The organism is Anabaena sp. PCC 7938 (assembly GCF_049315035.1).
Lineage (GTDB): Bacteria > Cyanobacteriota > Cyanobacteriia > Cyanobacteriales > Nostocaceae > Anabaena > Anabaena cylindrica.
Map to the genome: position 1 here is coordinate 1,217,976 of NZ_CP186034.1, position 26,212 is coordinate 1,244,187.

7 protein-coding genes and 1 pseudogene are annotated in these 26,212 nt (G+C 40.8%); 3 read left to right on the forward strand and 5 right to left on the reverse strand.

The features are described 5' to 3' along the window. Positions 1-44: 44 nt before the first annotated feature. From ACOWPH_RS05865 to ACOWPH_RS05885, 5 genes and pseudogenes are all read right to left on the reverse strand, one after another. On the reverse strand, positions 45-1,361 hold the full coding sequence (locus ACOWPH_RS05865; protein ID WP_015214490.1) for a TldD/PmbA family protein: 1,317 nt from the start codon (positions 1,359-1,361) through the stop codon (positions 45-47). Between the two features lie 132 nt (positions 1,362-1,493). Then, entirely contained in the window at positions 1,494-2,357 is an 864-nt protein-coding gene (locus ACOWPH_RS05870; RefSeq protein ID WP_015214491.1) for a Tab2/Atab2 family RNA-binding protein, read from the reverse strand. A 47-nt stretch (positions 2,358-2,404) separates the two neighbouring features. After that, complete coding sequence (locus ACOWPH_RS05875; RefSeq protein WP_190645420.1) at positions 2,405-12,280, reverse strand: non-ribosomal peptide synthetase; 9,876 nt, start codon at positions 12,278-12,280, stop codon at positions 2,405-2,407. 322 nt (positions 12,281-12,602) lie between these two features. Further along, positions 12,603-19,645 (reverse strand): annotated as a pseudogene (locus tag ACOWPH_RS05880) (SdrD B-like domain-containing protein). 372 nt (positions 19,646-20,017) lie between these two features. Then, positions 20,018-20,902, reverse strand: coding sequence for an alpha/beta hydrolase (locus ACOWPH_RS05885; protein ID WP_015214495.1), 885 nt, complete (start codon positions 20,900-20,902; stop codon positions 20,018-20,020). 613 nt (positions 20,903-21,515) lie between these two features. Between ACOWPH_RS05885 and topA the strand changes: the two genes are divergently transcribed. The 3 genes from topA (at position 21,516) to ACOWPH_RS05900 (ending at position 26,018) form a co-directional block, all read left to right on the forward strand. Continuing rightward, entirely contained in the window at positions 21,516-23,684 is a 2,169-nt protein-coding gene (gene topA, locus ACOWPH_RS05890; RefSeq protein ID WP_015214496.1) for a type I DNA topoisomerase, read from the forward strand. Between the two features lie 126 nt (positions 23,685-23,810). Next, the gene (locus ACOWPH_RS05895) at positions 23,811-24,791 is read left to right on the forward strand and encodes a lysophospholipid acyltransferase family protein (RefSeq protein ID WP_015214497.1); all 981 of its coding nucleotides are present in this window, start codon (positions 23,811-23,813) and stop codon (positions 24,789-24,791) included. Between the two features lie 162 nt (positions 24,792-24,953). Beyond that, complete coding sequence (locus tag ACOWPH_RS05900; RefSeq protein WP_015214498.1) at positions 24,954-26,018, forward strand: DUF6765 family protein; 1,065 nt, start codon at positions 24,954-24,956, stop codon at positions 26,016-26,018. The last annotated feature ends 194 nt before the right edge of the window (positions 26,019-26,212 follow it).

Genomic DNA, 26,212 nt, shown 5'->3' on the forward strand with positions numbered 1-26,212 from the left:
CGATCGCTTGAAATAGTAAACACAATTCTGGATTCCAAATTATTTTAACGATTTCTCCCAGTGATTGAGAGTCCTTCTACTATCAGTGAAGGCGTGTAACAAGCACCATTCCAATCAGCATCACCACCGATTTTAACTAATTGTTTGAGGGCTGTGTAGACGTTACCAGCGACCATCGTATCTTTAACGCGGCCAATTACCTGGCCTTTTTTCACCCAATATCCCAAATCAATATTGATAGAAAAATCACCAGAAATACCGTCTCCTCCTCCTAGTATTTGGTCTACGATTAAACCCTCATCCATGTCTTGAATCAATTGTTGTAGGGATGCCGTACCGGGTTCAATGAGGAAGTTAAATAAACCGGGGGTGGGATAGCTACCCAAACCAGGACGAAAACCATTGCCGGTACTACCAATATTTAATTGTCGTCCAGTTGTGCGATCGCTATAAAAATTTTGTAAAATGCCGTTTTCAATAAATATCAAAGACTGTGTAGGCTGACCTTCATCATCAAAAGGACAACTATAAGGCCCTGCTTCTGGGTCTTGATAAAGGGTTAAACTCGGTGAAACAATGGATTTACCTAATTTTTCTCCCCAAGGGGAAGATTTTTCTAGGATGCGTTTTCCATTTAAAGCCGCCTGAACAGTTCCCCATAACATATCCGCAGCTTTGGAAGTGAACAAAACCGGAACCCGACCGCTAGGGGTAGTAACATTATTCTCTTCTGACCAAGCTAATCGCTGTAAAATTTGGTAAGCGACTTTATCAGGGTTGAGTTCACCCCGTTGGGTTTGTCCATCCGCAACACTCAAAAAATCATCACCTCTTACCCATTCTGCTGAAATATAACAGCTAAGAGTGGTGTCAGTATAGTGACAATCTAAACCTTTGCTATTGATTAATCTAGTGTTTTCAACATCACATTCCCAGTCACTATGACAGAGAACATCTGGATAAACATCACGAATCAGAGCGATCGCTTCCTTGCCCCATTTAATCAACTTTTCTACTGGTACAGCTTCCCCAACATCAGGGTAGGACGTAGGAGATTTACCCACTAATTCCAATAATTCCGGTTGATTGAGTTGGCTCAAAGCCAGCGATCGCTCTACCATGACTTGTGGATCTACAGAACCATAAGCCACCGTTAGTCCGGGACGACCATTGAGCCATAGCCGCAGTGCTGTCCCTTCCGATTGACTGGTTTCTAGTTGTTTCAGGCGGTTAGCCTCAAAAAACACAGGACGAGAAAGCGATCGCGACTGATACACCTCCGCAGCCTCTGCGCCAGATTTTAAGGCAAGTTCTAGCAGATGTTCCGCTAGTGTATCTTGTGACAAATTTGCAGAAGCCATTTCCCTTGATTAATTGTGGACTTTGGATTGTAAACCCCAGATAGACGCAGTTTATTATCCCATCAGCGTGTCGGAACCGTTGTAATTAGAATTGGTACTTGGTAATTCTCCCCAGTTCCCAATTCCCAGCGTTTAAGGCAAATTTACCTCTTGTAACAGCCAAAACCCAGCAAAAGATTGAGCTTGGGGATCTGACTGCACACCAATAAAATGAACTCCATTAGCTTTTTCCTTCGCTTGTGCAAAACCTTGAGCCTCAGCTAGAAGTTGAGGAGTTTTAATATTTGCAACAATCCAGCTTTCAGTTGCACCGGTTTCCAAAATCAATCTATCTCCTTGCTTGGTGTCAAAGTGCAAGTAAGCCATTTCCAAACCAGACATCCAACCAGCTAAAGGTAAAGCTCTTGGTGAAAAAATCAAAATTCCTGGAATCCGCGCTTCTGGTGACAATTTTGCCAATTCTAGGGGGAAAGCTTCACCAAAGCCAATTTCCCACTCTGGCATTTCTGCAAAATCCCCCGCATCTAAAGTCACAAATGCCCACTGTTTTCCTTCCAAAGCATCAGGTAAACGTTGGGGTAAAGGTTTATCTAAACGTACTGATGGATTTGCGATCCCTTGGTACCCTGGTTCCTGGGGATAAACTTCCTCCATGCGCTGCTGTAGCCACTGATTAAGAAACAAAGTGCGGCGGCTAGATATAGCGGGAATACCCACACCTTCACAAGCTTTAGTAATCATATTATTCATTTGGCGGCGGAAAAAGCGAATTTTGATTGGAGCTTCCCCCGCTTTCTCAATAGCTTCCTGTAACGCAGTCCGCAACCAACCCGAATTTACCTGGGTACTAGGGCAATATTGAGCATAGCGAAATAAAGAGTCTGTTTTCGTGCGAACATCCGAAGGACTTTCGCAAACTAAGACTTCCCAAACTTTTTTTTGATTTTCGTCCAAAATCGGACGGGAGTAAAAATCGAGTTCCCAAATACTGCCCATGTTTTGCGGTGAAATCTGGCGAGTTTATATTTTGCTATGTTTTTACTCTACCAGTTCGCTGCTGAAGTCTGTAAAAAGCATCTTAATTTTTCAGCCAAAACTGAAACATGAGGTTCAGCCATAATACTATCGTGATTACCAGGAACATCATGAATTTCTAAGCCACCAGCAGCTAATTCTTCCCATCTCTTGAGATAACGAGCGTATTCTTGAGATTGATCAACTGCTCTAAAAAAGATTACTTGACCTGGATAAACCGTAGGACAATAATTTTTGTAAGCATGAACGATGGCATCTCTAACAGCTAAGTGGCGGAGTGTGTGGGGTAAAGGCAGATTTCTCTTCACATAGAATTGATACACAGTTTCCGTGATTCTATCTTGAATTCGCCGATTAATTTTTTCCCAAATTGCGATCATCTGCTGTTGAAATGTCAAATTATTAAAATTGCGACGATTGCGCTGAATCATATCCATTAAATACAATGTATATTTAGTGACACGAGACTTTGTTTTCACTAGAGATAAAAAATTCACCCCTTCAGAAGATGGAAGTATCATTTTCGGAGGAAAAGCATCGAAAATAGTTAATAATTCAACAGTTTCTCCCTGGGCATAAAGTTGTTGTGCCATTTCATAGGCTATCACACCTCCTGCACACCATCCTCCCAGTAAATATGGTCCATGAGGTTGAACAGTTTGAATTTCTTTAATATAGTGAGAAGCCATATCTTCAATACAAGTATGAGGAGACTTTTTCCCATCTAAGCCTTGTGCTTGTAAACCATAAACTGGTTGATCAGCATCCAGTTTAGATAACAAATTCAGGCTGTGTATCAAACCTCCTGATGCGGTATGAATATAGTAAAAAGGTGGTTTTGAACCTTTGGTTTGAATAGGAACTAATGAGAACCACGAAGTTGAGCATCCTTCTTGCCGAAGCACATGAGCTAGTTGCTTAATTGTGGGAGATTGGAAAAGATAAGCAAGAGGAATATTTTTGCCAAATATCTCGTTAATTTGAGCAAATAGGCGTAAAGCTAGTAATGAATAACCTCCCAAATCGAAAAAGTTATCACTTAATCCTATGGGTTGAATGCGTAAAACATTCTCCCAAATCTTTATGAGTTGCAGTTCTAAATTATCGGATGGTTGTATATTTTTTTTTGATTCAAAATTGATAAAATCAACAGTAGGAAGAGCGCGATGGTCAATTTTGCCGTTAGTAGTTAAGGGGAAAGACTCTAACGCCACAAATGCAGAAGGAATCATGTAATCTGGTAACTTCTGTTTGAGGTATTCACGTAGTTGATGAGATATTTCTGATGGAGAGTTTTGGTTTGATTTAGAAATAATATAAGCAACTAATCTTTTATCACCAGGAATATCTTCTCTCGTGATAACTTTCGCTGCTTTCAGATTTGGATGTTGATTTAATACTGCTTCGATTTCTCCTAATTCTATTCTAAATCCGCGAATTTTTACTTGATTATCAATTCTTCCTAGATACTCAATCTCACCATTAGGTAAATACCTTCCTAAATCTCCTGTTTTATAAAGACGCGCTTTTGCTTGATTATTAAAAGGATGAGAAATAAACCTTTCAGCAGTTAATTCTGGTCGATTTAAATAACCTCGTGCTAAACCTGCTCCTCCTACATATATTTCCCCAGTCACACTAATAGGTACTGGTTGCAAAAATTGATCTAAAATATAAACTTGCGTATTAGCAATAGGTCTTCCAATGGGAACAGAACTACCAAACTGCATTCCCCGCATCATCGAATAGTAGCAAGTAAAAGTCGTGTTTTCCGTAGGTCCATAACCATTGATTACCTGACAATTGTCTAGAGCTTCCACAACTCGTTGCACAGTCGCAAGTGATAACACATCCCCACCGGCTAACAACTGACGCAAAGGTTTTAAATCCTCTAGTCTTTGGTCTACCATGAGATGAAATAGTCCCGCTGTCAGCCATAAAGTTGTAATCTTGTAACGGTGGATAGATGCAGCTAAATCTTCCAGAGTCGGAATGGGTGCAGGAAAAATAACTAACCTTCCCCCATTGAGTAAACTACCCCAAATCTCAAATGTCGAAGCGTCAAAAGCTAGCGGTGCAAGTTGCAAAAATACTTCTTCGCTGCTCAAATTCGCATAATTAGTTTCTTTGACTAATCGCACTACACCAAGATGGAGAACACAAACTCCTTTCGGTTGTCCTGTAGAACCTGATGTGTACATGACATAGGCTAGGTTTTCCGGGTTTGCACCATTGCTCACTTTTTCCTGGTTTTCTAATTCAATGGCTTTGCTATCAGTATCTAAACAAATAACTGTGGCTTGATGTTCTGGCAGTTTTTCTACTAGATGCTGTTGTGTTAATAGTATTGATACTTGGGAATCTGATAACATGAATGCTAATCGCTCTTGGGGATAGACAATATCTAAAGGTACGTAAGCTCCTCCGGCTTTGAGAATGCCTAATATGCCGACAATCATTTCAAGTGAACGTTCTGTGCAAATACCAACTAAAACCTCTGCTTTCACTCCCAATGTTTGCAGATAATTTGCTAATTGATTAGCACGTTTATTGAGTTCCCGATAAGTAAGTTGTACCTGCTCAAACACCACTGCCACTGCATCTGGTGTTCTTTCTACTTGTTCTTCAAATAATTGATGGATACATTGATCTTGGTGATAATCTGTCTGAGTTTGATTCCATTCAATTAATAACTGATGTTTTTCTTTTTCTGTAATCAGAGGCAATTCCCAAATACATTGATGGGGAGCAGCCAATATCCCAGACAATAACATCTGGAAATGTTGTATCATTCGCTCTATTGTAGAACCATCAAACAGATCCGTATTATATTCCCACTCACCTATTAATTGTCCATTTCGTTCTGACATTGATAAAGTGAGGTCAAATTTTGCAGTTTGTACTAATGCTTCTAAAGCTGTAACAGTCAAATTTGGTAATTGTAATTCTCCCATCAGTGCATTCTGCAAAGCAAACATCACCTGAAATATAGGAGTATGACTTAAATTTCTTTCTGGTTGCAACACCTCCACTAACTGCTCAAATGGTACATCCTGATGAGTGTATGCTTCTAAACATACCCTTCGGACTCGACTGAGTAATTCTCTAAAACTGCGATGCTCACCTAAATCAGTTCTTAAAGCTAAAGTATTTACAAAAAAGCCGATTAATACCTCAATTTCTCTGCGGTTACGTCCCGCAATGGGAGTTCCGACAATCACATCTTTTTGACCACTGTAACGGCAAAGTAATATTTTAAACGCTGTCAGTAAAGTCATGAATAAAGTCACTCCCTCTTCTTGGCACAGAGATTTGAGACTTGCAGTTAATTCTTTTGAGAAGATGAAGAATTTTGTTGCCCCAGCATAAGTTTGCACTTGGGGACGGGGACGATCTGTGGGCAATTCTAATACTGGTAAAGTCCCACCTAATTGCCGTTTCCAATAATTCAATTGAGATTCTAAAACTTCCCCAGTCAGCCACTGCCTTTGCCAAAGTGTAAAGTCTGCATATTGAATAGGTAGTTGTCGTAACGGAGAAGTTAAATCCTGGCAATAAGCCGTGTAAAGTGCTTTTAATTCCTCAAACAACACCCGAAAAGACCAGCCATCAAAAATAATGTGGTGAATGTTGATTAATAGGAGATTATCTTCTGGACTCAATCGCAATAATTGGATACGAAATAGAGTATCTTCAGCTAGATTTAAAGATTTTTCTGCTTCTTGTTTAGCTATTTTTTCTGCTTCTGTTTCCCGTTGAAAATCAGGTAGTGATTGTAAGTCGATGATAGGTAAATTGAAGTCAAAATTATGAGTAATTACCTGAGTTGGTTGTCCGTTTACAACCACAAAATTCGTTTGCAATATTTCATGCCGCTGTATAATTTCGTATAAGCTTTGTTCCAGTATATTGATGTTAAGTGAACCCAGAATTTTTAACCTATAGGCGATATTATATGCACTACTATTTGGTTTTAATTTGTCTAAAAACCAGAGACGCTGTTGAGCAAAAGAAAGTGGCAGATTTTCTTGCTGCTGTCTGGGTGTAATTGCCGCTACTAATACATCATCGGTTTGTTTTGTAATGCCAATCTGCTCAGAAATTTGAGCAATAGTAGGAAATTCAAATAATAAATATAGCGGGATTTCTAAGTTAAAGCTTTGTCTGATGCGGGATATAACCTGGGTGGCTAGTAATGAGTGTCCTCCTAATTCAAAGAAGTTATCATCTATGCCTATGGTTTCTATTTTGAGTACCTGACTCCAAATATGAGCGATAATTTCTTCTGTAGGTGTGCGTGGTGCAACATAATTACTTCCAGAATCTGCAAAATTAGGCGCAGGAAGAGAACGACAGTCAATCTTACCATTAGTAGTTAAGGGGAAAGACTCTAACACCACAAATGCAGAAGGAATCATGTAATCTGGTAACTTCTGTTTGAGGTATTCACGTAGTTGATGAGATATTTCTGATGGAGAGTTTTGGTTTGATTTAGAAATAATATAAGCAACTAATCTTTTATCACCAGGAATATCTTCTCTCGTGATAACTTTCGCTGCTTTCAGATTTGGATGTTGATTTAATACTGCTTCGATTTCTCCTAATTCTATTCTAAATCCGCGAATTTTTACTTGATTATCAATTCTTCCTAGATACTCAATCTCACCATTAGGTAAATAGCGAGCTAAATCACCAGTTTTATACAATCTACTCTCTGCTGCCTGATCAAACGGATTAGAGATGAATTTCTTTTGTGTTAACTCTTTGGCATTGACATAACCTCTTGCCAATCCCGCACCCCCAATGTGCAATTCCCCTGGTATATTGATGGGAACTGGTTGCAGATATTCGTCTAAGATGTAGGTTTTGACGTTAGCTATGGGACGACCAATAACTGGCTTGATGTTAGCTATTTGTATCAAACACAGTGTGGTATCTACAGTGCATTCTGTTGGACCGTAGACATTATAAAACTTAATATTTTGAGCCTGTGCTAAAGTTGTCCACATAGATTCATCAATCGGTTCTCCCCCTACGAGTACATATTGAGGAGCAGCATCACTTTCCAGTAATCCTGCTGCAATCAACAGTCTCAGATGCGATGGAGTGCAGTCCAACACATCTATTTTTTGCTGCTGCAAGTAGGACAACATCGCATTTCCATCAAATCGTACCTTTTCTGGCACTATGTTCAGACTATGACCATATATAAGTTGAATAATCTGTTTAACGGAAGTATCAAAAGTTAAAGACCCATTCAAACTGACTCGCAAGGGGAAATTCTGGTGATCAGAATAGATGGCTTGATGTAGGCCATTGGCAAGATTCACAACGGAGGAATGCTGAATCATTACTCCTTTTGGCTCTCCCGTTGAACCTGAAGTGTAGATTGCATAAGCCAAGTTTTTAGGTTGAATTTCACAGACAGGATTTGATTCTATTGATTGAGAGATCAAAAGCCAGTCAGTATCTAAGCAAATCAGTTCTACTTGGTGTTGTGGAAGCCTTGCACTTAGATGTTTTTGGGTCAGCAACACTGGAACTTGCCCATCTTGGAGCATCAATAGCAAACGTTCAGTTGGATACCGTGGGTCAAGGGGTAAATAAGCACCACCTGCCTTGAGAATGCCCAGTATTCCCACAATTATGTCCAGCGTTAAGGAAACTTCTTCTATAGAGTCTCGCTCCATACACAAGCCCACCAGCACATTTGCACCTACACCCAAAGACTTCAAGTAGTGTGCTAATTGATTTGCCCGTTGATTAAGTTCTCGATAAGTCAGTTGTTCATTTTCAAACATCACTGCAACAGCATCAGGTGTTCTCTTTACCTGTTCTTCAAACAACTGATGAATACATTTATCTTGGGGATAATCTAACTCTGTTTGATTCCATTCAACTAATAACTGATGTCTTTCTCTTTCTGTTAGTAAAGGTAATTGCCAAATATTTTGCTCAGGTGTAGCCAATATCCCAGATAATAACACCTGGAAATGCTCTATCATTCTTTCTATCGTTGAACTATCAAATAAATCTGTATTATATTCCCATTCACCTATTAATTGTCCATTTTTTTCTGCCATTGACAGAGTGAGATCAAATTTAGCAGTTTGTTTTGGTGGCTCTAAAGCTGTTAAATGCAAATTTGGTAATTCTAATTCTTCTAGTGGTGCATTTTGTAAAACAAACATCACCTGAAATATCGGAGTATGACTTAAATTTCTTTCTGGTTGCAGTACCTCAACTAACTGCTCAAAGGGGACATCTTGATTAGTGTAGGCTTCTAAACATACTTGTTTAACTTGATTTAGTAATTCTCGAAAGATAGGATTATGACTTACATTAGTCCGTAAAGCCAAAGTATTCACAAAAAAGCCTATCAACCCCTCAATTTCTCTACGGTTACGTCCCGCAATGGGAGTTCCTACTATCACATCTTCTTGACCACTGTAGCGACAAAGTAATACTTTAAATGCTGTTACTAGGGTCATGAATAAAGTCATGCCCTCTTTTTGTGAAAGTGATTTGATATTGGCTGTTAATTCTGGTGATAAAATGAAGGTTTTTGTGGCTCCTGCGTAGGTTTTTATTCTGGGACGAGGACGGTCTGTTGGTAATTCTAATATGGGTAAAGCCCCCCCTAATTGTTTTTCCCAGTAATTTAACTGTGATTCTAAAACTTCTCCAGAAAGCCACTGTCTCTGCCACAATGTAAAGTCTGCATACTGAATAGGTAGTTGTGGTAATGGAAAATTTACACCCTCATAATAAGCTGTGTAAATTGCTTTTAATTCATCAAATAAGACTCCAAATGACCAACCATCAAATATAATGTGGTGAAGATTAATTAACAATATATGCGATTCGGCATTCAATTGCAATATTTTAATGTGAAATAGATCATCTGTAACTAAATTAAAAGGCTGCTTTGCTTCTTGTTTAGCTATTTTTTCTACTTCTAGTTTTTGTTGATCCTCAGTCAAGGATTGTAAATCAATGAGGGGTAAACTGAAGGTATTTTTAGCAGTAATTACCTGTTTTGGTTGTCCGTCTATAGAAATAAAATTCGTGTGGAGTATTTCATGACGTTGAATGATTTTACTAATGCTTTTTTCTAGGATGCTGATGTTCAGCAAACCCTGAATTTGTAATCGATAAGGAATATTATAGGCAGTGCTATTTGGTTCTAATTGATCTAGAAACCAAAGTCGTTGTTGGGCAAAGGAAAGTGGTATATTCTTTTGTTGTTTTCTCGGTTCTATTGCTGTTATAGATAGGTTATTGGTTGTGCTGATTTGTGAGGATAATTGGGATATTGTGGGAAATTCAAATAATATCCTAAGTGGTATTTCTCCATTTAAGGTTTGTCTAATACGAGAGATGATTTGGGTCGCTAGTAATGAATGTCCACCTAATTCAAAGAAGTTATCATCAATGCCGATTTCTGCTACCTTGAGTACCTGACTCCAAATATTAGTGATAATTTCTTCTGTGGGTGTGCGAGGTGCAACATAATTCTTTGCAGCAGATGAAAAATCAGGCGCAGTAAGAGAACGATAGTCAATTTTACCATTAGTAGTTAAGGGGAAAGACTCTAACACCACAAAGGCAGAAGGAATCATATAATCTGGTAACTTCTGTTTGAGGTATTCACGTAGTTTATGAGATATTTCTAATGGAGAGTTTTGGTTTGATTTAGAAATAATATAAGCAACTAATCTTTGATCACCAGGAATATCTTCTCTAGTAATAGCTTTAGCTTCCCTCACAATAGAATGTTGGTTTAATACTGCTTCGATTTCTCCTAATTCTATTCTAAATCCGCGAATTTTTACTTGGTTGTCAATACGACCTAGATATTCAATATCACCATTAGGTAAATAGCGAGCTAAATCCCCAGTTTTATACAATCTTGTTAGCGAAGTTCCTCTGTTAGCGAAGCTCTCCCAAAGGGAGCAAAATGTATTATCAAAAGGGTCGAAAATGAATTTATCTTCTGTTAATTTCGGTTGGTTTAAATAACCCTGTGCTAAACCTTCGCCACCAATATGTAACTCTCCAGCTATACCGATAGGAACGAGATTTTTTTGTTGATTCAGAATATATACCTTGCGGTTCGGTAATGGACGGCCAATGGGAATATTTGTGTAAGATTCTATTGATGTATTTTCTTGATTAATTGTAAAAGTGATTGCTGTTATGGTTGTTTCAGTTGGTCCATAAGCATTGATTAAACGTATTCTTTTGAGTGGACTATTTTGCCAGATTTTCAAACTTTCTACTGGTAATGCTTCACCACCGCAAATAACTAATCTGAGTTGATTGGGAACATTAGTAAAAGCATTTTCTGTTAAAAATAGTAACCATTGAGTGAAATAGGCTGGAGGGATATTAACAACTGTTAAACCATAATCAATTAATTTTTGATGAAATTCCCCAAGAGTTAATAATTTTGTATCAATTAATATTAAGGTTGCTCCAACTGCTAAAGTTGGTAAAATTTGCTCTAAAGAAACATCGAAACTCAGAGATGCAAATTGTAAAATGCGATCACCGGAGGTGGATGTTCCACCATCGCTCGAATTGAGTTGATAATGTTCAATGATATTCTGAGAATGATGTGCGATCGCTTGATGAGAAATTAAAACCCCTTTTGGTGTTCCTGTTGAACCAGATGTATAAATAACATAAGCCAGATTTTCCCCAGTTACACAACTTTGTAGATTATTTGTAGATTCTGTGGCAATCTTCTCCCAATCTGCATCTAAGCTCACAACTTGCAGCGAATTTTCTGATAACTTAGCAGCTAAAGATGCTTGAGTTACAAGAATGGAAACCTGCGAATCCTCGATCATAAATCTGAGGCGTTCTTGAGGATAAACCGGATCTAGCGGTAAATAGACACCCCCAGCTTTGAGGATTCCTAATAACCCAACAATTCTAGCTAAGGATGTTTCTAAACACAATCCTACTAATTTATCGGCATTGACTCCTAATTTTTGCAGATAATTTGCTAATTGATTAGCACTTTCATTGAGTTCTTGATAAGTAATTTGTTGATTTTCAAACACTACTGCAATAGCATCTGGTGTGTTCTCTACCTGTTCCTCAAATAACAAATGTATGCATTTATCCTGGAGATAATCTACCTCAGTTTGATTCCATTCAACCAATAATTGATGTCTTTCTGTTTCTGTAAGTAGAGGTATATCAGCGAGAGTTTGTTCAGGAAGATTAATTATATTTGTTAATAGAGTTTCTAGATGTCCTAACATTCGAGCTATGGTATCATCGGCAAACTTAGTTTGTTTATAGTCAATTTTTAGTAATAAATCTGATTCTGCATCAACAGATAATATCAAAGGATATTCAAAACATTCTAATTTTTCATAATTTCCCAATATTACCAGCATCTCAAATAATGGTAATTCTAGAGGAATTTCACTCCATTGTTGGATTTGTTCTAGAGGAGTAAACTCACACTCTGTCAAAGTAGACCATTGTCTTTGTAGTTCTCTCAACCATGATAAAACTGAAGCATCAGGGTCAACGGAAACTCGCACAGGTACAATATTAAAATCAGGTTTTTCGGTAGTTGAACCAAACAGAATATCTGTTTCTCTGGTATAGTGACTCAAAAGTAAAGCCATCACACCTTGAATGAGAGTATAAAGGCTTAATTTATTGTTCTTTAAAAACTTAGTCAAATCTGAAGTTTTACTGTTTGACAGGCGAATTTCTTGAGTTTGACGAGATAGATGTAAGGAGTCCGAAGAAGTTAACGAAGGTAATATAACAGGGGCTGTAAAACCCCGAAAAAAATCACGCCAGAATCTTTCAATATTTGAGCCGTAATTTAGAGAAGTATCTTCTATATTTTTCATAATCAATCTCAATTTTTTTCTAAATCATTTTAACTAAATTGTCTAACTTATAGCATTTCCTAGTCTAAAGAAGTACAAAATTATCTGCGTACCCTGCGGGAAGCAAGCTATATCTGCGTCCATCTGCGTTTAATTATTACTGCTTGTACCTCACTTGAATGGGAATTACCATCAGTCCTGATTGATCTTGATACAAAATTTCTATCAAGATGTAGTTTATTGTCTGAAAAGTAGTTGATTCCCCCGCTAAACTCCGGGTTTAACGGGGGAATCTTTAGTTTAAGCAGAAAGCACTATCACCGAAATTGCTATTGCTAGTGATTTATGCGTTTCCTCCGTAGTAAACATTGTCTGCAAGACCCCAACCATTGTTGTAATTATCCAGGTTGGTATTAATTACACTACCAGCCTCTAATGGATAGAGAACGTTGGTGTTGGTGTTGTAGGGATTTGGTAAACTGGAGGCACTGGAAATACCCAGATTCCAGTAAGTATTAGCTGATGGGCTACTGACACTGCTGCCAGTCATTTGATAAATTGCACCATCACCTTTCTTATCGCCATTTTCGTCTGGAGTTATGGCTTGCAGCCAATTAATGCCTTCGTTGATGTAGTATCGAGCATCCTTATCAGTCGCATTGGCAGTGTCAATAGGATTGCCAGCGAGATAATTCAACCAACCAGCAACTAGAGAGCGACCAAGATCGTAGCGCTTATCTGAGTTGGGGTGTTCCGAGGAATCAACAATTTCGAGTGCTTGGGCGCGGGTGTAGAAGAGAGTATCTTCACCTGCATCTGTCTTGCCATTCCGGTTGTAGTCACCGATGAGTAACCCTATGTCATACTGTCCGCTCACTGGATCAAGAACTTTTCCAGCTTGTGCGGAGTTGGTATAAGGTGCGAATAGAAGATCGCTGTCGGCGAAATTGGATTGTGTTTTTTGTGATGGTTCGTTGCCTTGGATACCATCCCAGAAATTATCCCAGTTACTATTTGCCCAGAATCCGGGAGTACGCACACCAGGGGCTGATGGGACAGATGGTGCAGCGGTTACAGTGTCGGTATCGGTAGCGCTGTTATTGCTGGTGTTGGTGTCGGTGAAACCATTAGGAGCCGTTACTGTGGCAGTGTTAGTCAGAGAAACGGTTGCTGGTGCAACGGGTTTTTGAATATCTAAATAGCGAATCTTGAATTGATCGCTTGTATCATCTGTTTTAGCGGCGATAACTAGAGTGTTACCCAGGATTTTATTGGCATTGATATCTGCCCAGCGATCGCTGCCACTACCTAAGTTAACTTCAGTGAACCCAAAGCTGTTAAGAACAGAGTCGCTTAAAGTCGTGATGGTATTGTTAAAGTTACCAATCCAGACAGATGTATCACTGTCATTAACGACATATTGTAGGTAAGCGCTATCAACAACAACCGCTTCAGAGAATTGGAATAGGACGTAGTTATCTCTGCCACCGCCGTTATCAACACGATGATAACTACTGCTTTCGCTACTATCGGTAACGCCTAAGCCACCAGTGTAGCTACCCAGATAAGCCTTACTCCAAGCTCCATTTGTGCCATCTACACGGCTAAAGGCACTTGCTGTAACGGTAATGCCATCCTTCGTAAAGGTTCGAGTATTTCCATCTGTGCCATCGGACGAACTATTGCCATTGAAGTCAAACGTGGTGTCTGTATAAGTGGAGCTAGAGGACACAGCGTTGGCAGCTACTGTACCGTTAACTGTGTAAGTGATGCTACTACCGCCTGTCAGGTTTACATAATCGTTGATGCTGCCTGTACCACTGGTTTCGTTGCCTGTAGCTCCTCCGCTGGCGACGCTAGTCCAAGTGACGTTTGTCAGCAGAGAGGGGATGACATCGGTAACTAGGGCGTTGGTAGCGGTGATGAAACCAGTGTTGCTGACAACGATGGTGTAGGTTAGCTGCTGTCCGGCAGTTACCGTCGTCAAACCGTTGGTTTTGGTAATCGACAAGTCGCCGATATTTTTGATTAGTCCAGCATCAATGGTGAGGTTATCAGTTGTGCCGACAGCGAATTGAGCCGTTGTGCCATTGGCATTAACAACATCACTATCAGCCCCATCATTACCTACATTGGCGGTGGTGAATCCATTGAAGCCAGTGGGTTGGACGAATTGAACGCTGTAGTTACTATTGGCGTTAGCTGTGAATTGATAGAAACCATCGTTATTGGTGGTTGTTGTCCCGACTTGAGTACCTGCTTGGTTAAAGAGATTAACAGCTACACCTGCAACACCAGCTTCACCCGTCTCTTGGATACCATTGGCATTAGTATCGTACCAAACGCGATCGCCTATTTTCACAGTAGAAGCAGCGACAATCGTGTCAGTATCGGTAGCACTGTTGTTGTTGGGGTTGGTATCGGTAAAACCAGTTGAACCTGCGATCGTTGCAGTGTTAACAATAGAGCCACTGGTTGGAGTCGTTGCTTTGAGAATATTAAGAGACTTGAGCTTAAACTCATCGTTCGTATCGCCAACTTTAGCAGCGATGACCACAGCGTTACCCACAAAGTTACTTGCATTGATATCCGCAGTGCGATCGCTACTACCACCTAAGTTGATTTCAGTAAAACCGAAGCTACTCAGAACCGAACTATTTAACGTCAGGTGATTGGTATAAGGATTGTTGAAGTTGCCAATCCATACAGAGATATCACTATCTCCAACCACATAAGATAATGCCGCCTTGTCAATCACCACTGATTCAGAGAATTCCAGCAGAACGTAGTTGTTGCGACCATCATTATCAATGTGGTGGGTGCCATTACTACCATTTTCACTGCCATCTGTTATCCCTAAACCGTAGCTACCGTAAAGACCTAAATAGGCTGTATTCCAAGTTCCTGTACTGGTGCTACTAAAAGCACTGGCATTGACGGAAATACCATTAGCAGAGAAGTTACGGATGTTGCCAGGAGTACCATTGAGTGAACTACTAGAGTTACTAGTCAAGTTGATGGTGGTAGGTGTGTTGTAGACCGGAGTCAAAGCATTAGTAGCTACCGTACCTGTCACTGTATAAGTGATGCTGCTACCTGCTGTCAGGGTGACAAAATCGTTAATGTTGCCTGTGCCACTGGTTTGATTATCAGTAGCTCCCCCAGATGCGACGCTTGTCCAAGTGACATTGGTCAGATTGCTGGGTATGATATCGCTCACCAGAGCATTGGTAGCAGTTATCAGACCATTGTTTTGAGCCACAATGGTGTAGGTTATCTGCTGTCCGGGGCTTACTGTCGTCAAACCGTTGGTTTTGGTAATCGACAAATCACCGGCATTTTGATAAATCCCTGCATCCAAAGTGGTGTTGTTTTCGCCAGAAGCGAGAGTGACAATCTGGGTTTTGCCAGTGCTGGTATTAGCATCGGAATCTAAAGCATCATCAGTACCTGCATCAGCTTGAGTAAACTGATATCCCGCAGGCAAATTAGAGAATCCAACTTGATATTCTTGACCAGGTGTTAGTTCAGCGAAGTTGTAATTGCCACTAGCATTGGTAGTTGTGGTGATAGTAGTGTTGTCCGCAGTGGTACTAATCAGTCCATCTGCTCCCCCACCAGTCAGGGTAACGGTTACACCTGCTACTCCCGCTTCACCTGCATCTTGAATGCCGTTGTTGTTGCCATCGTTAAATACGAAGTCTCCTAATGAGGCTGTCTTGTAGAAGCCTGAATCAACTGTGGTGTCATTTTCTCCAGGAGACAAGTTGACGACATCGGAGATGAGTCCATCGCTATCAACACTATCATCACCACCAACATTAGCGAGACTTACAGCGTTAAAGCCGGTGGGCTGAACAAACTGGACTTTGTAGTCTCCTGGTTGCAGGTTTGTGAATGAATAGAGTCCGTCACCATCTGTAGTAGTGGTAGCAATGACATTACCTGCTGTATCTAACAGGTTGACACTAGCGTTAGCAATGCCTTGTTCCCCTGCATCTTGAATGCCATCTGCATCTAGATCATGGAAAACTTTGTCTCCCAAGCTGGCTAGTTGGACTAAACCTGCGTCTAATGTGCCGTTGAATTCACCTGATGTCAGGGTGACTGTTTGAGTCAAGCCTGTGCTGGTGTTGGCATCAGAATCTACAGTATCGTCTCCACCTTGGTTTGCTGTGCTGAAGACATAACCTGTTGGTGATGTGAATTTAACTTGGTAGTCTCCAGGGGTTAAGCCTATGAAGGTGTAAGCACCAGCCCCATCTGTTGTGGTTGTAGCGATGACATTACCATTTGTGGGGTTGATTAACTCAACTGTGACTCCACCAATTCCTGCTTCACCTGTATCTTGAATGCCGTTGTTGTTGCCATCGTTAAATACGAAGTCTCCTAATGAGGCTGTCTTGTAGAAGCCTGAATCAACTGTGGTGTCATTTTCTCCAGGAGACAAGTTGACGACATCGGAGATGAGTCCATCGCTATCAACACTATCATCACCACCAACATTAGCGAGACTTACAGCGTTAAAGCCGGTGGGCTGAACAAACTGGACTTTGTAGTCTCCTGGTTGCAGGTTTGTGAATGAATAGAGTCCGTTACCATCTGTAGTAGTGGTAGCAATGACATTACCTGCTGTATCTAACAGGTTGACACTAGCGTTAGCAATGCCTTGTTCCCCATCTTGAATGCCATCTGCATCTAGATCATGGAAAACTTTGTCTCCCAAGCTGGCTAGTTGGACTAAACCTGCGTCTAATGTGCCGTTGAATTCACCTGATGTCAGGGTGACTGTTTGAGTCAAGCCTGTGCTGGTGTTGGCATCAGAATCTACAGTATCGTCTCCACCTTGGTTTGCTGTGCTGAAGACATAACCTGTTGGTGATGTGAATTTAACTTGGTAGCCTCCAGGGGTTAAGCCTATGAAGGTGTAAGCACCAGCCCCATCTGTTGTGGTTGTACCAATGACACTGCCATTTGCGGGGTTGATTAACTCAACTGTGACTCCACCAATTCCTGCTTCACCTGTATCTTGAATGCCGTTGTTGTTGCCATCGTTAAATACGAAGTCTCCTAATGAGGCTGTCTTGTAGAAGCCTGAATCAACTGTGGTGTCATTTTCTCCAGGAGACAAGTTGACGACATCGGAGATGAGTCCATCGCTATCAACACTATCATCACCACCAACATTAGCGAGACTTACAGCGTTATAAGCCGGTGGGCTGAACAAACTGGACTTTGTAGTCTCCTGGTTGCAGGTTTGTGAATGAATAGAGTCCGTTACCATCTGTAGTAGTGGTAGCAATGACATTACCTGCTGTATCTAACAGGTTGACACTAGCGTTAGCAATGCCTTGTTCCCTGCATCTTGAATGCCATCTGCATCTAGATCATGGAAAACTTTGTCTCCCAAGCTGGCTAGTTGGACTAAACCTGCGTCTAATGTGCCGTTGAATTCACCTGATGTCAGGGTGACTGTTTGAGTCAAGCCTGTGCTGGTGTTGGCATCAGAATCTACAGTATCGTCTCCACCTTGGTTTGCTGTGCTGAAGACATAACCTGTTGGTGATGTGAATTTAACTTGGTAGTCTCCAGGGGTTAAGCCTATGAAGGTGTAAGCACCAGCCCCATCTGTTGTGGTTGTAGCGATGACATTACCATTTGCGGGGTTGATTAATTCAACTGTGACTCCACCAATTCCTGCTTCACCTGCATCTTGAATGCCGTTGTTGTTGCCATCGTTGAATACGAAGTCTCCTAATGAGGCTGTCTTGTAGAAGCCTGAATCAACTGTGGTGTCATTTTCTCCAGGAGACAAGTTGACGACATCGGAGATGAGTCCATCGCTATCAACACTATCATCACCACCAACATTAGCGAGACTTACAGCGTTAAAGCCGGTGGGCTGAACAAACTGGACTTTGTAGTCTCCTGGTTGCAGGTTTGTGAATGAATAGAGTCCGTTACCATCTGTAGTAGTGGTAGCAATGACATTACCTGCTGTATCTAACAGGTTGACACTAGCGTTAGCAATGCCTTGTTCCCCTGCATCTTGAATGCCATCTGCATCTAGATCATGGAAAACTTTGTCTCCCAAGCTGGCTAGTTGGACTAAACCTGCGTCTAATGTGCCGTTGAATTCACCTGATGTCAGGGTGACTGTTTGAGTCAAGCCTGTGCTGGTGTTGGCATCAGAATCTACAGTATCGTCTCCACCTTGGTTTGCTGTGCTGAAGACATAACCTGTTGGTGATGTGAATTTAACTTGGTAGTCTCCAGGGTTAAGCCTATGAAGGTGTAAGCACCAGCCCCATCTGTTGTGGTTGTAGCGATGACATTACCATTTGCGGGGTTGATTAATTCAACTGTGACTCCACCAATTCCTGCTTCACCTGCATCTTGAATGCCGTTGTTGTTGCCATCGTTGAATACGAAGTCTCCTAATGAGGCATACTTATAGAAACCAGCATCAATGGTTTGGTTGAATTCTCCAGGGTTTAAAATGACCACATTGGACACTAAACCGTCGGAATCCGTTGTCTGATTGCCTCCCTCTTGCCGAGGACTTACCGCATCAAAGCCAGTTGGAGTAGCGAATTGTACCTGATAGCTTAAGCCTGGGGTCAAGCCTTTGAATTCATAAAAACCACTTACATCAGTAGTGGTGGTTGCTAAAATTTCACTACTTTCGATGATTCCATTGCTATTGCTGTCCCGTGCCAAATTGACCGTGACTCCTGCAATTCCTGATTCCCCGGTATCTTGGATGCCATTGGCGTTGAGGTCATTCCATACTAAGTCGCCCAGTTTTGCTGCTTTTATTTGAGCTATCAGTGGCTGTCTGGGTGTCACCGAGCCATTACTATTAACTACAAAGGGGTCAAAAATGACTCCAATAAATTGATTGGTGTCGGGAACAAAGTTTTCGCCGTTTGCCTTAGCCAGATTGACGATGGAATTAACATCACTAGCAACTACAGTCCCGTTTTTTGTTAAATCTGAACCGCTGGCATTATAGGTGTCCCCCAGTAATGTCCAAATGGCTGCCTGAATTTCACCATAGTTATATTGAGGATTAGCCGTAAAGTTTTGGTTAATGATCCAGTTAACCAAATCTAAATTATACAGGTTGCCTATCCTCGCAGGCGTTCCCAATGTTGCCAATGGAGCTAGTTCATAGCTGGAATAGACATTAGCTGTATAGGTGGCATTAGCGTCAATCGGAGTAGAACTGTCAAGACACCAAGCATCAATAACACCCAGTTGGTTGAAATAAGTATAAGTATTATCAGTGCCAGCACCAGTCACTGATACTATATCCTTATAGCTAGGTGTATTTAGTGGTCCGCCGGCAGGGGTAACTGTGATTTTTACTTGAGGTTGCGACATATTTTTTTACACTCGGTAAACTAATCAATCTGACTGCTATCAAATTCAAATAAGGATTCACCTCGGCTCTAGGATAAAGCTATTTGTTTTTGAAGTGTTCAAATTTTTTACTTAAATTTAGAGTAAATTATATAACTGTAGCAATCTTTAAAGCTTCGATAAAGTTACACTTAGACCCGTAAAGTTACGGTAAAATTATGACTATTAGCACAACCGAGGGTATTGGAGCTACCCCTAGCTTTCTTAAACTAAACTTCCCTGTGTGGGTAGGAAGTTTAGTTTTCTGAACTCATTGATAAAAATGATTTTTCCGGGAACGGCGCTACTTTTTTTGCGGAGGTGTCTAAACAATTGATCACTAATTGTTACCAATCACTCATTACTCATCACTGGCTCTAACTGCCCTAATTCTTTCGGTAAGTGTTGATTCATCCAACTACTCAAATCTGCCATTACTTGAGGATAATTAATGTCACAATGTAAATCATGATAGGCTTCTGGATACTCTATGCGTAGTTTATCTGGGTAAGTGACTTGCTGGTAGAAAAGTTCACTGCCTTTAGGTAACGCAACTCTGTCAGCACCACCATGTAAAATTAATAGAGGTACTTGCCATTCGGCAGCATGGGCATGAATCCAGGCAATTGTAGCGAAGAATTCTGTAGAGAAACGGGCTGTGGCGCGGGTATGCCGCAAATTGTCTTGATTGTAGCTAGTTATAATTTTCTCATTTCGTGAACCAGCAGTTGTGTCTAGTCCCGTATTTAAGGAAAAACGCGGCCACACCTGGGAGAGCATTTTTCCTAACAGTATGCGAATAGGTGATACTCCGACTTCTCCAATGCTTGGTGCAAAGGCAATTACACCTTGCAATGCAGATTTATCTTGAGGATAGTGCAGAGTGTAGTCTAAAACTATCATTCCGCCCATGCTATGACCAAATAGAAAAAGTGGGCATCCTGGCTGCTGCTGCTGAATCATTTGCAAGAAGGCTCGCACGTCATCACGAAACTCAGCCCAAGTATTTATGTAACCTCTTTGACCTGGTGAGCGCCCATGTCCACGTAAATCTAAGCCATAGATGGCATATTGCTGGGGTAGCAAATGCTCAATTACATTTTTGTAAAGTCCGCTGTGTCCTCCGAGTCCATGTACCAGTACTAATATTGCCTGTACCTTATCCCCTGGATTCCAGCTTTGGTAATACAGGTCAAGTCCCCCAACACCTTTAAATGTGCCTACGCTGTGGTAAATCATAGGGTTAATTTTTTACGTTCTTTCCCAGCAAGCTATTAGCCTATCAACGTACATTGTAGGGAAAATAGCTTCTAACTGTAGGAGGAATTACAGAAATTTTGGGTTTTTGTGACAAATTTGTTTAAATATTGTCATGTCTTGGATTTGACAAAAGAGAAATATAATATATAGAACCCATTTGACATCTAAGAAGGTGGTGCTAGTCTCTTAATCATTAGCCTCATGAAGCAGAGATTGAGTTTGGCAGCGGCACGAACTAGGGTTCGTTCAAAGTTCTTAACCAAAATTTTGGAGCGTTTTTTTGGGAGCAGGGTTTGGTACAGTGGACATTATGCGCTCAATTGATGCCAAGTGCAGTCGTCACAAAGTTGTATTTTTAAAGTAATAAGAGAACTCCACAAAAAAGATGATCCAATCTTGTGGGATGGGCATCTTGCCCGTCCTTGTATTATTAGCGGGCTTTTCGGCCCGCACCACAAGAAATTTTGGGATATTTTTTTAATTGGAGAACTCTAAATAAAAGTACAATCATAGTATATTTTTACTAAAATGCATTATAAAATTGCTTACTGTTACAAATCACTCAACATAGAGCATTTAGAAAATAGGTGCTATGCCCAAACGCCTCCTAGTCGTCGAATCCCCTGGTAAAGTCAAAAAGCTGAGTCAAATTCTCGGTTCAGATTGGATTGTTCGCGCAAGTTGTGGACATATCCGCGAACTCAGCAATGAGGGGGATGATTCACTAGGATTTACAATGGAAGGCAATAGTGTCAACTGCAATTATATCCCTCGTGACCAACGGGCAAAGGAAACAATTCAACAACTAAAAGCCGCTGTCAGACAAGTTGATGAAGTGGTTTTAGCAACAGACCCAGACCGAGAAGGAGAAACCATTGCTTGGCATCTCAAAGAAACGTTAGGTTTGAGAGAACCAAAAAGAGTAATTTATACAGAGATTACAGCATCAGCTGTACAAACAGCGATCGCACATCCAAGAAAACTTGACACCAACTTAATAGGTGCAGGATTATGTCGAGATTGCCTTGACAAGCTAGTAGGTTATAAAGGCAGTCCTCTAGTTTGGGCATTAAATAATGGCGCGAAAAGCGTAGGTAGAGTCCAAAGCGCCACATTACACCTCATTTGTCAGCGAGAAAGAGAAATTCAAGTTTTTGTCCCCCAAGATTACTGGAGTGTCTGGGTAGATTACAAAGAAGGATTTCGGGCTTTTTACAAAAGTACAGCCAATACTCCCACAGAAATACCAGAACAAGAGACTGAAACTCACGATGATGCAGCTAGTAATAACCCAGAAAAACCTGAATCTAAGCGCGTTCTCTCAGAAGCAGAAGCCACAAGATTAGTTGAGGATGCAAAGCGTCACTCACATCAAATTATTCAAGTTGAAGGGAAACTTGTTAATCGTCAACCCCCTCCACCATTTACCACCTCCACCCTCCAACAAGCAGCCGGTTCAAAGTTGAAATTTGCCCCTGACAAAACCATGCAGGTTGCCCAAAAGCTATATGAGGCAGGGTTAATTACATATATGCGAACAGATTCAGTCATGTTGAGTCCTGATTTCTGTGCCAGTGCGCGTCAGTGGTTGGAACAAAATGATCCCCAAAATGTCCCCCAGCAGGTAGCCAAGCATCGCAGTAGTAAAACAGCGCAGGAAGCACATGAAGCTATTCGTCCCACAGATGTCTTTCGTCCTTCAGTGCAATTGCGGGCAGAATTACCTGAAGATGAGTTTAACTTATATGTGATGATTTGGAAAAGAGCGATCGCTTCTCAATGTCGTCCTGCACAAGTTCGCAAAACTTTGATAATTACGAAATCAGGTAATATTTTATGGCAAGCTAGAGGGCAAGTAATAGAATTCTACGGTTATGCAAAATATTGGCCGAATCTTAGCAAAGATGCAGTTTTACCTGTATTGCAACAGGGACAAATACTGACTTTAGAAAATGCCGGACATGACCAAAAACAGACCCAACCACCACCACGTTACAGCGAACCAAAACTAGTACAACTAATGGAACGCAAAGGAATCGGTCGTCCTAGTACCTATGCTCCCACAGTTGCGACTTTAAAGAAACGCAATTATGTGGAGTTGAAAAAAGACAATCTTCAACCTACAGCTTTGGGGCTAGAAGTTGATGAGTTTTTGCAAAAGGCTTTACCGGATTTATTAGAAGCAGAATTCACTGCCAAGATGGAAGATGCCCTAGATGCAATTTCTGAGGGAAAAAACTCCTGGCAACATTATCTGACTAGTTGGAATAAAAATTATTTTGTACCTGCGCTTTCTAAGGCTAAAACTGTGGTTGTTAATTCATCATCTACAGTTAAAACAAATAATTTAGTTGAGCGCAAATATGAAACTTCTAAAACTCGTTGTCCTGAGTGTAAGAATTGTTTAGCTAAAATTCCTAGCAGCAAAGTTAAAAAGAAATACTTTCTCAAATGTGTGAGTGGGTGTGAAAATATTGTTTTGTTTTGGAGTGATTTTAACAAAGCTTGGGAAGCACCCAAAACTAAAACATCTCCAGATGAAAATGCTCCCAAGTCTTTAGCAAAGCTGACTTCATATCCCTGTCCAGTATGTAAAAAACCTTTGGAGGAATACAGCTATATTAAAGATGGACAGAGTAAAACTATGCTGCGGTGTTCTGGTCAGGAGTCTTGGAAGGATAAGAAACATAAGGATGTGGCTTATTTTCATACAGCTAAGGGATGGTGGAGTCCTAAATTTGGGAATTTAAAAATTGAGTGATTGTTTTATATACTGAGTAATTTGGGCTTTTGCTCCTATACTCTTTGACCAAGATCCCAAATGGATTGTATAGACTTCTTGCAGGGGGATGTTTTAATGTAGACCATCACGCATTATGATTGGTTCATGAATAGTTCTTCGAGCGAATCTTCTCCTGAAGTTCAAGCTGATGGGGAATTGAGATCAAATCATCAGCCAGAATCAGAAACCCTACCGCTTTTGACTGATGCAACTATCAAACGGGTAAGGGAAGGCGTGGCTGCGGCAAGCGATCGCTCTATTCGTCATACTATAGAAACTACTCTCAATCAGTTATCTGCGATTAGTCAGGAATATACGGAACCACGAGTTAATGCTAATATCAGACGTTGGGTAGTGCGATCGCTCATTCATGCTCTTTTTTCTATCCACGTCGAAAACATTGAAAATATCCCGCCCACACCAGCTATCTTAGCTGCTAACCATCTTCACCACATCGACCCATTAGTATTACTCGCAGAAATTCCCACCCAACCCCACTATTACATTCTCGGTGATGCCCGCACTCTCTACAACAAATGCTGGAAACGCTTTATTTTAGGTTTTGCAGGTGGTGTAATTCCCTTAGAGCGAATTTGGGGTGAAGAACTCGCTGTCATGGCTGCGGCGAAAGCTGGACAGGAGGAGGTGAAGGAATTAGCTACAGCTATTCAAGAAAATGTCAATCCCGGTGGAGATATCCAAACGTTACGCCGCATAGATCGGATTGTTGCGGCAATTTTTAATCGTGGAGATGGGTTGATTCTCTTTCCTGAAGGGAGATTGGGAACTGCTGAGGGTCATTTGCATCCTTTCAAACGCGGGACGGTAATTTATGCTTTGCGGGCTGGATTACCAATTATACCAATTGCATTAATTGGTACTCATGATTTGTTTTTGAGAAAAGAGTTAATGATTCGGGTGGGTGAACCTTTATATTTTCCCCCAACTACAAGGCCGAAGCGTCAAGAAATAGATGCAGCTTTGGAAGCGTTGGAAAAGGCGATTCAGGCTTTGTTACCTACAAATTATCAAGAACCAACGGGGATAAAGTTGTTACGGCATTTTCTAAATCGGATGTTGTGGTGAAAGGAAGTAACAAGATTTTTTCTCACGCAGAGGCGCAGAGGCACGGAGAGGAAATAAGAGGAACAGATGTCACAGTTTGAGAACTGCTATCAGGTAAAAAGTTAGGCAATAGCGCCCAAATCGTTATAGTCTATACGTAAATTCCCTCATAAATGACTCAAGATGCAAATAGACTTTCACCATGGTGTCACCTACGTTGTAGCGCGACTAGCGGGTTTTGAGCATGAAGATGCTGGTATTGTCGCTTACTGCGCCCAATATGTAGATGATGCTATTAATAGCGGTTTAATTCGATTCGATAATGGGGCGATGTTTACCCGCATCAGTTCTGCACACAAGATGTTAGATTATCGCAATTTTAAGGCGTTAGCAATTCATCATGTTTGGATTCCTTTTCATTTTTTACCTGGAAATGGCGGAAAACCAGCAGGTGAAGATCCTGAAGGGAAGTTTATTGAAAAGTTGATTTGTCGTCCTAATAGTGATGTCGCGCAGCAAATGGTGAGGGAATGTATCCAACGTCGTGAAAGTGCTTATGGTTTACATCGTCTAGGTATTACTATGCACGTTTATGTTGATACCTGGGCGCATCAAGGTTTTGCTGGTGTTAATCATCGAGTCAATGAGGCGAAAAAATTACTTGATGAAAATGACCAACCAGATCGTAATTTGATGGATAGGTTGAAGAATTATTTTGTCAGTGAGGCTTTACCTTTAGGGCATGGTGCGGTTTTGAGTCATCCTGATAAGCCGTTTTTACGTTGGGGTTATATCAACGGTAGGGGTGAAAAAATTAGGCGTAACAATCCTGAAGATTTTCTGGAAGCGGCTGATCATATGTGTAAGGCTATGCAGCGTTATTTAAAAGGTGATCCAGATGCTATTGTCCCAGGATTACCAGAAGCTGATAAAAGTTTAATTGCTTTCATGTTTGAGAATATTCAGGATATCAAAGGTCATGTTCGCCATCAAAAATGGCTAGATGCGATCGCACAAGGTAAATTTAGTTTTGGCCCAGCAATTATCAACTATATTGCCAAGGGTCAAAGTTCCTGGAAATACCTCGCTTTGGGAACTGAAAGCCCTGTTGACAAAGATAATGAGATTTTTCCCTATCATCCCAGTTTCCTAGTCAGCAATTGGAAATTATTTCACGATGCTTTACAAGCACATCAATTTTACGTTATTCACGATTTGCTACCCCAATATGGAATTTGTGTTGCTTGATCAGAAGGTAAGAGGATATATGTTAAAAACGATTGGAAGTTTTACTTTTAAACGCAGAGGTTCGCTGAGGTAAACGCAAAGTAACGCAGAGTTTTTATTGAAGTTTTTCCTTTGAATTTTGTTATCCTCATAAGGTCGAGATATTAACGGTTTTTTAAAAATCCAAACATCAAATAAGAATCCTCATCTTTAAT

What these genes read in the sequence shown, in the direction of transcription:
- ACOWPH_RS05875 (WP_190645420.1), bottom strand. Translation starts at nt 12,280, where the DNA reads ATGAAAAATATAGAAGATACTTCTCTAAATTACGGCTCAAATATTGAA.
- ACOWPH_RS05885 (WP_015214495.1), bottom strand. Translation starts at nt 20,902, where the DNA reads ATGATTTACCACAGCGTAGGCACATTTAAAGGTGTTGGGGGACTTGAC.
- ACOWPH_RS05900 (WP_015214498.1), top strand. Translation starts at nt 24,954, where the DNA reads ATGCAAATAGACTTTCACCATGGTGTCACCTACGTTGTAGCGCGACTA.
- ACOWPH_RS05865 (WP_015214490.1), bottom strand. Translation starts at nt 1,361, where the DNA reads ATGGCTTCTGCAAATTTGTCACAAGATACACTAGCGGAACATCTGCTA.
- ACOWPH_RS05870 (WP_015214491.1), bottom strand. Translation starts at nt 2,357, where the DNA reads ATGGGCAGTATTTGGGAACTCGATTTTTACTCCCGTCCGATTTTGGAC.
- topA (WP_015214496.1), top strand. Translation starts at nt 21,516, where the DNA reads ATGCCCAAACGCCTCCTAGTCGTCGAATCCCCTGGTAAAGTCAAAAAG.
- ACOWPH_RS05895 (WP_015214497.1), top strand. Translation starts at nt 23,811, where the DNA reads ATGAATAGTTCTTCGAGCGAATCTTCTCCTGAAGTTCAAGCTGATGGG.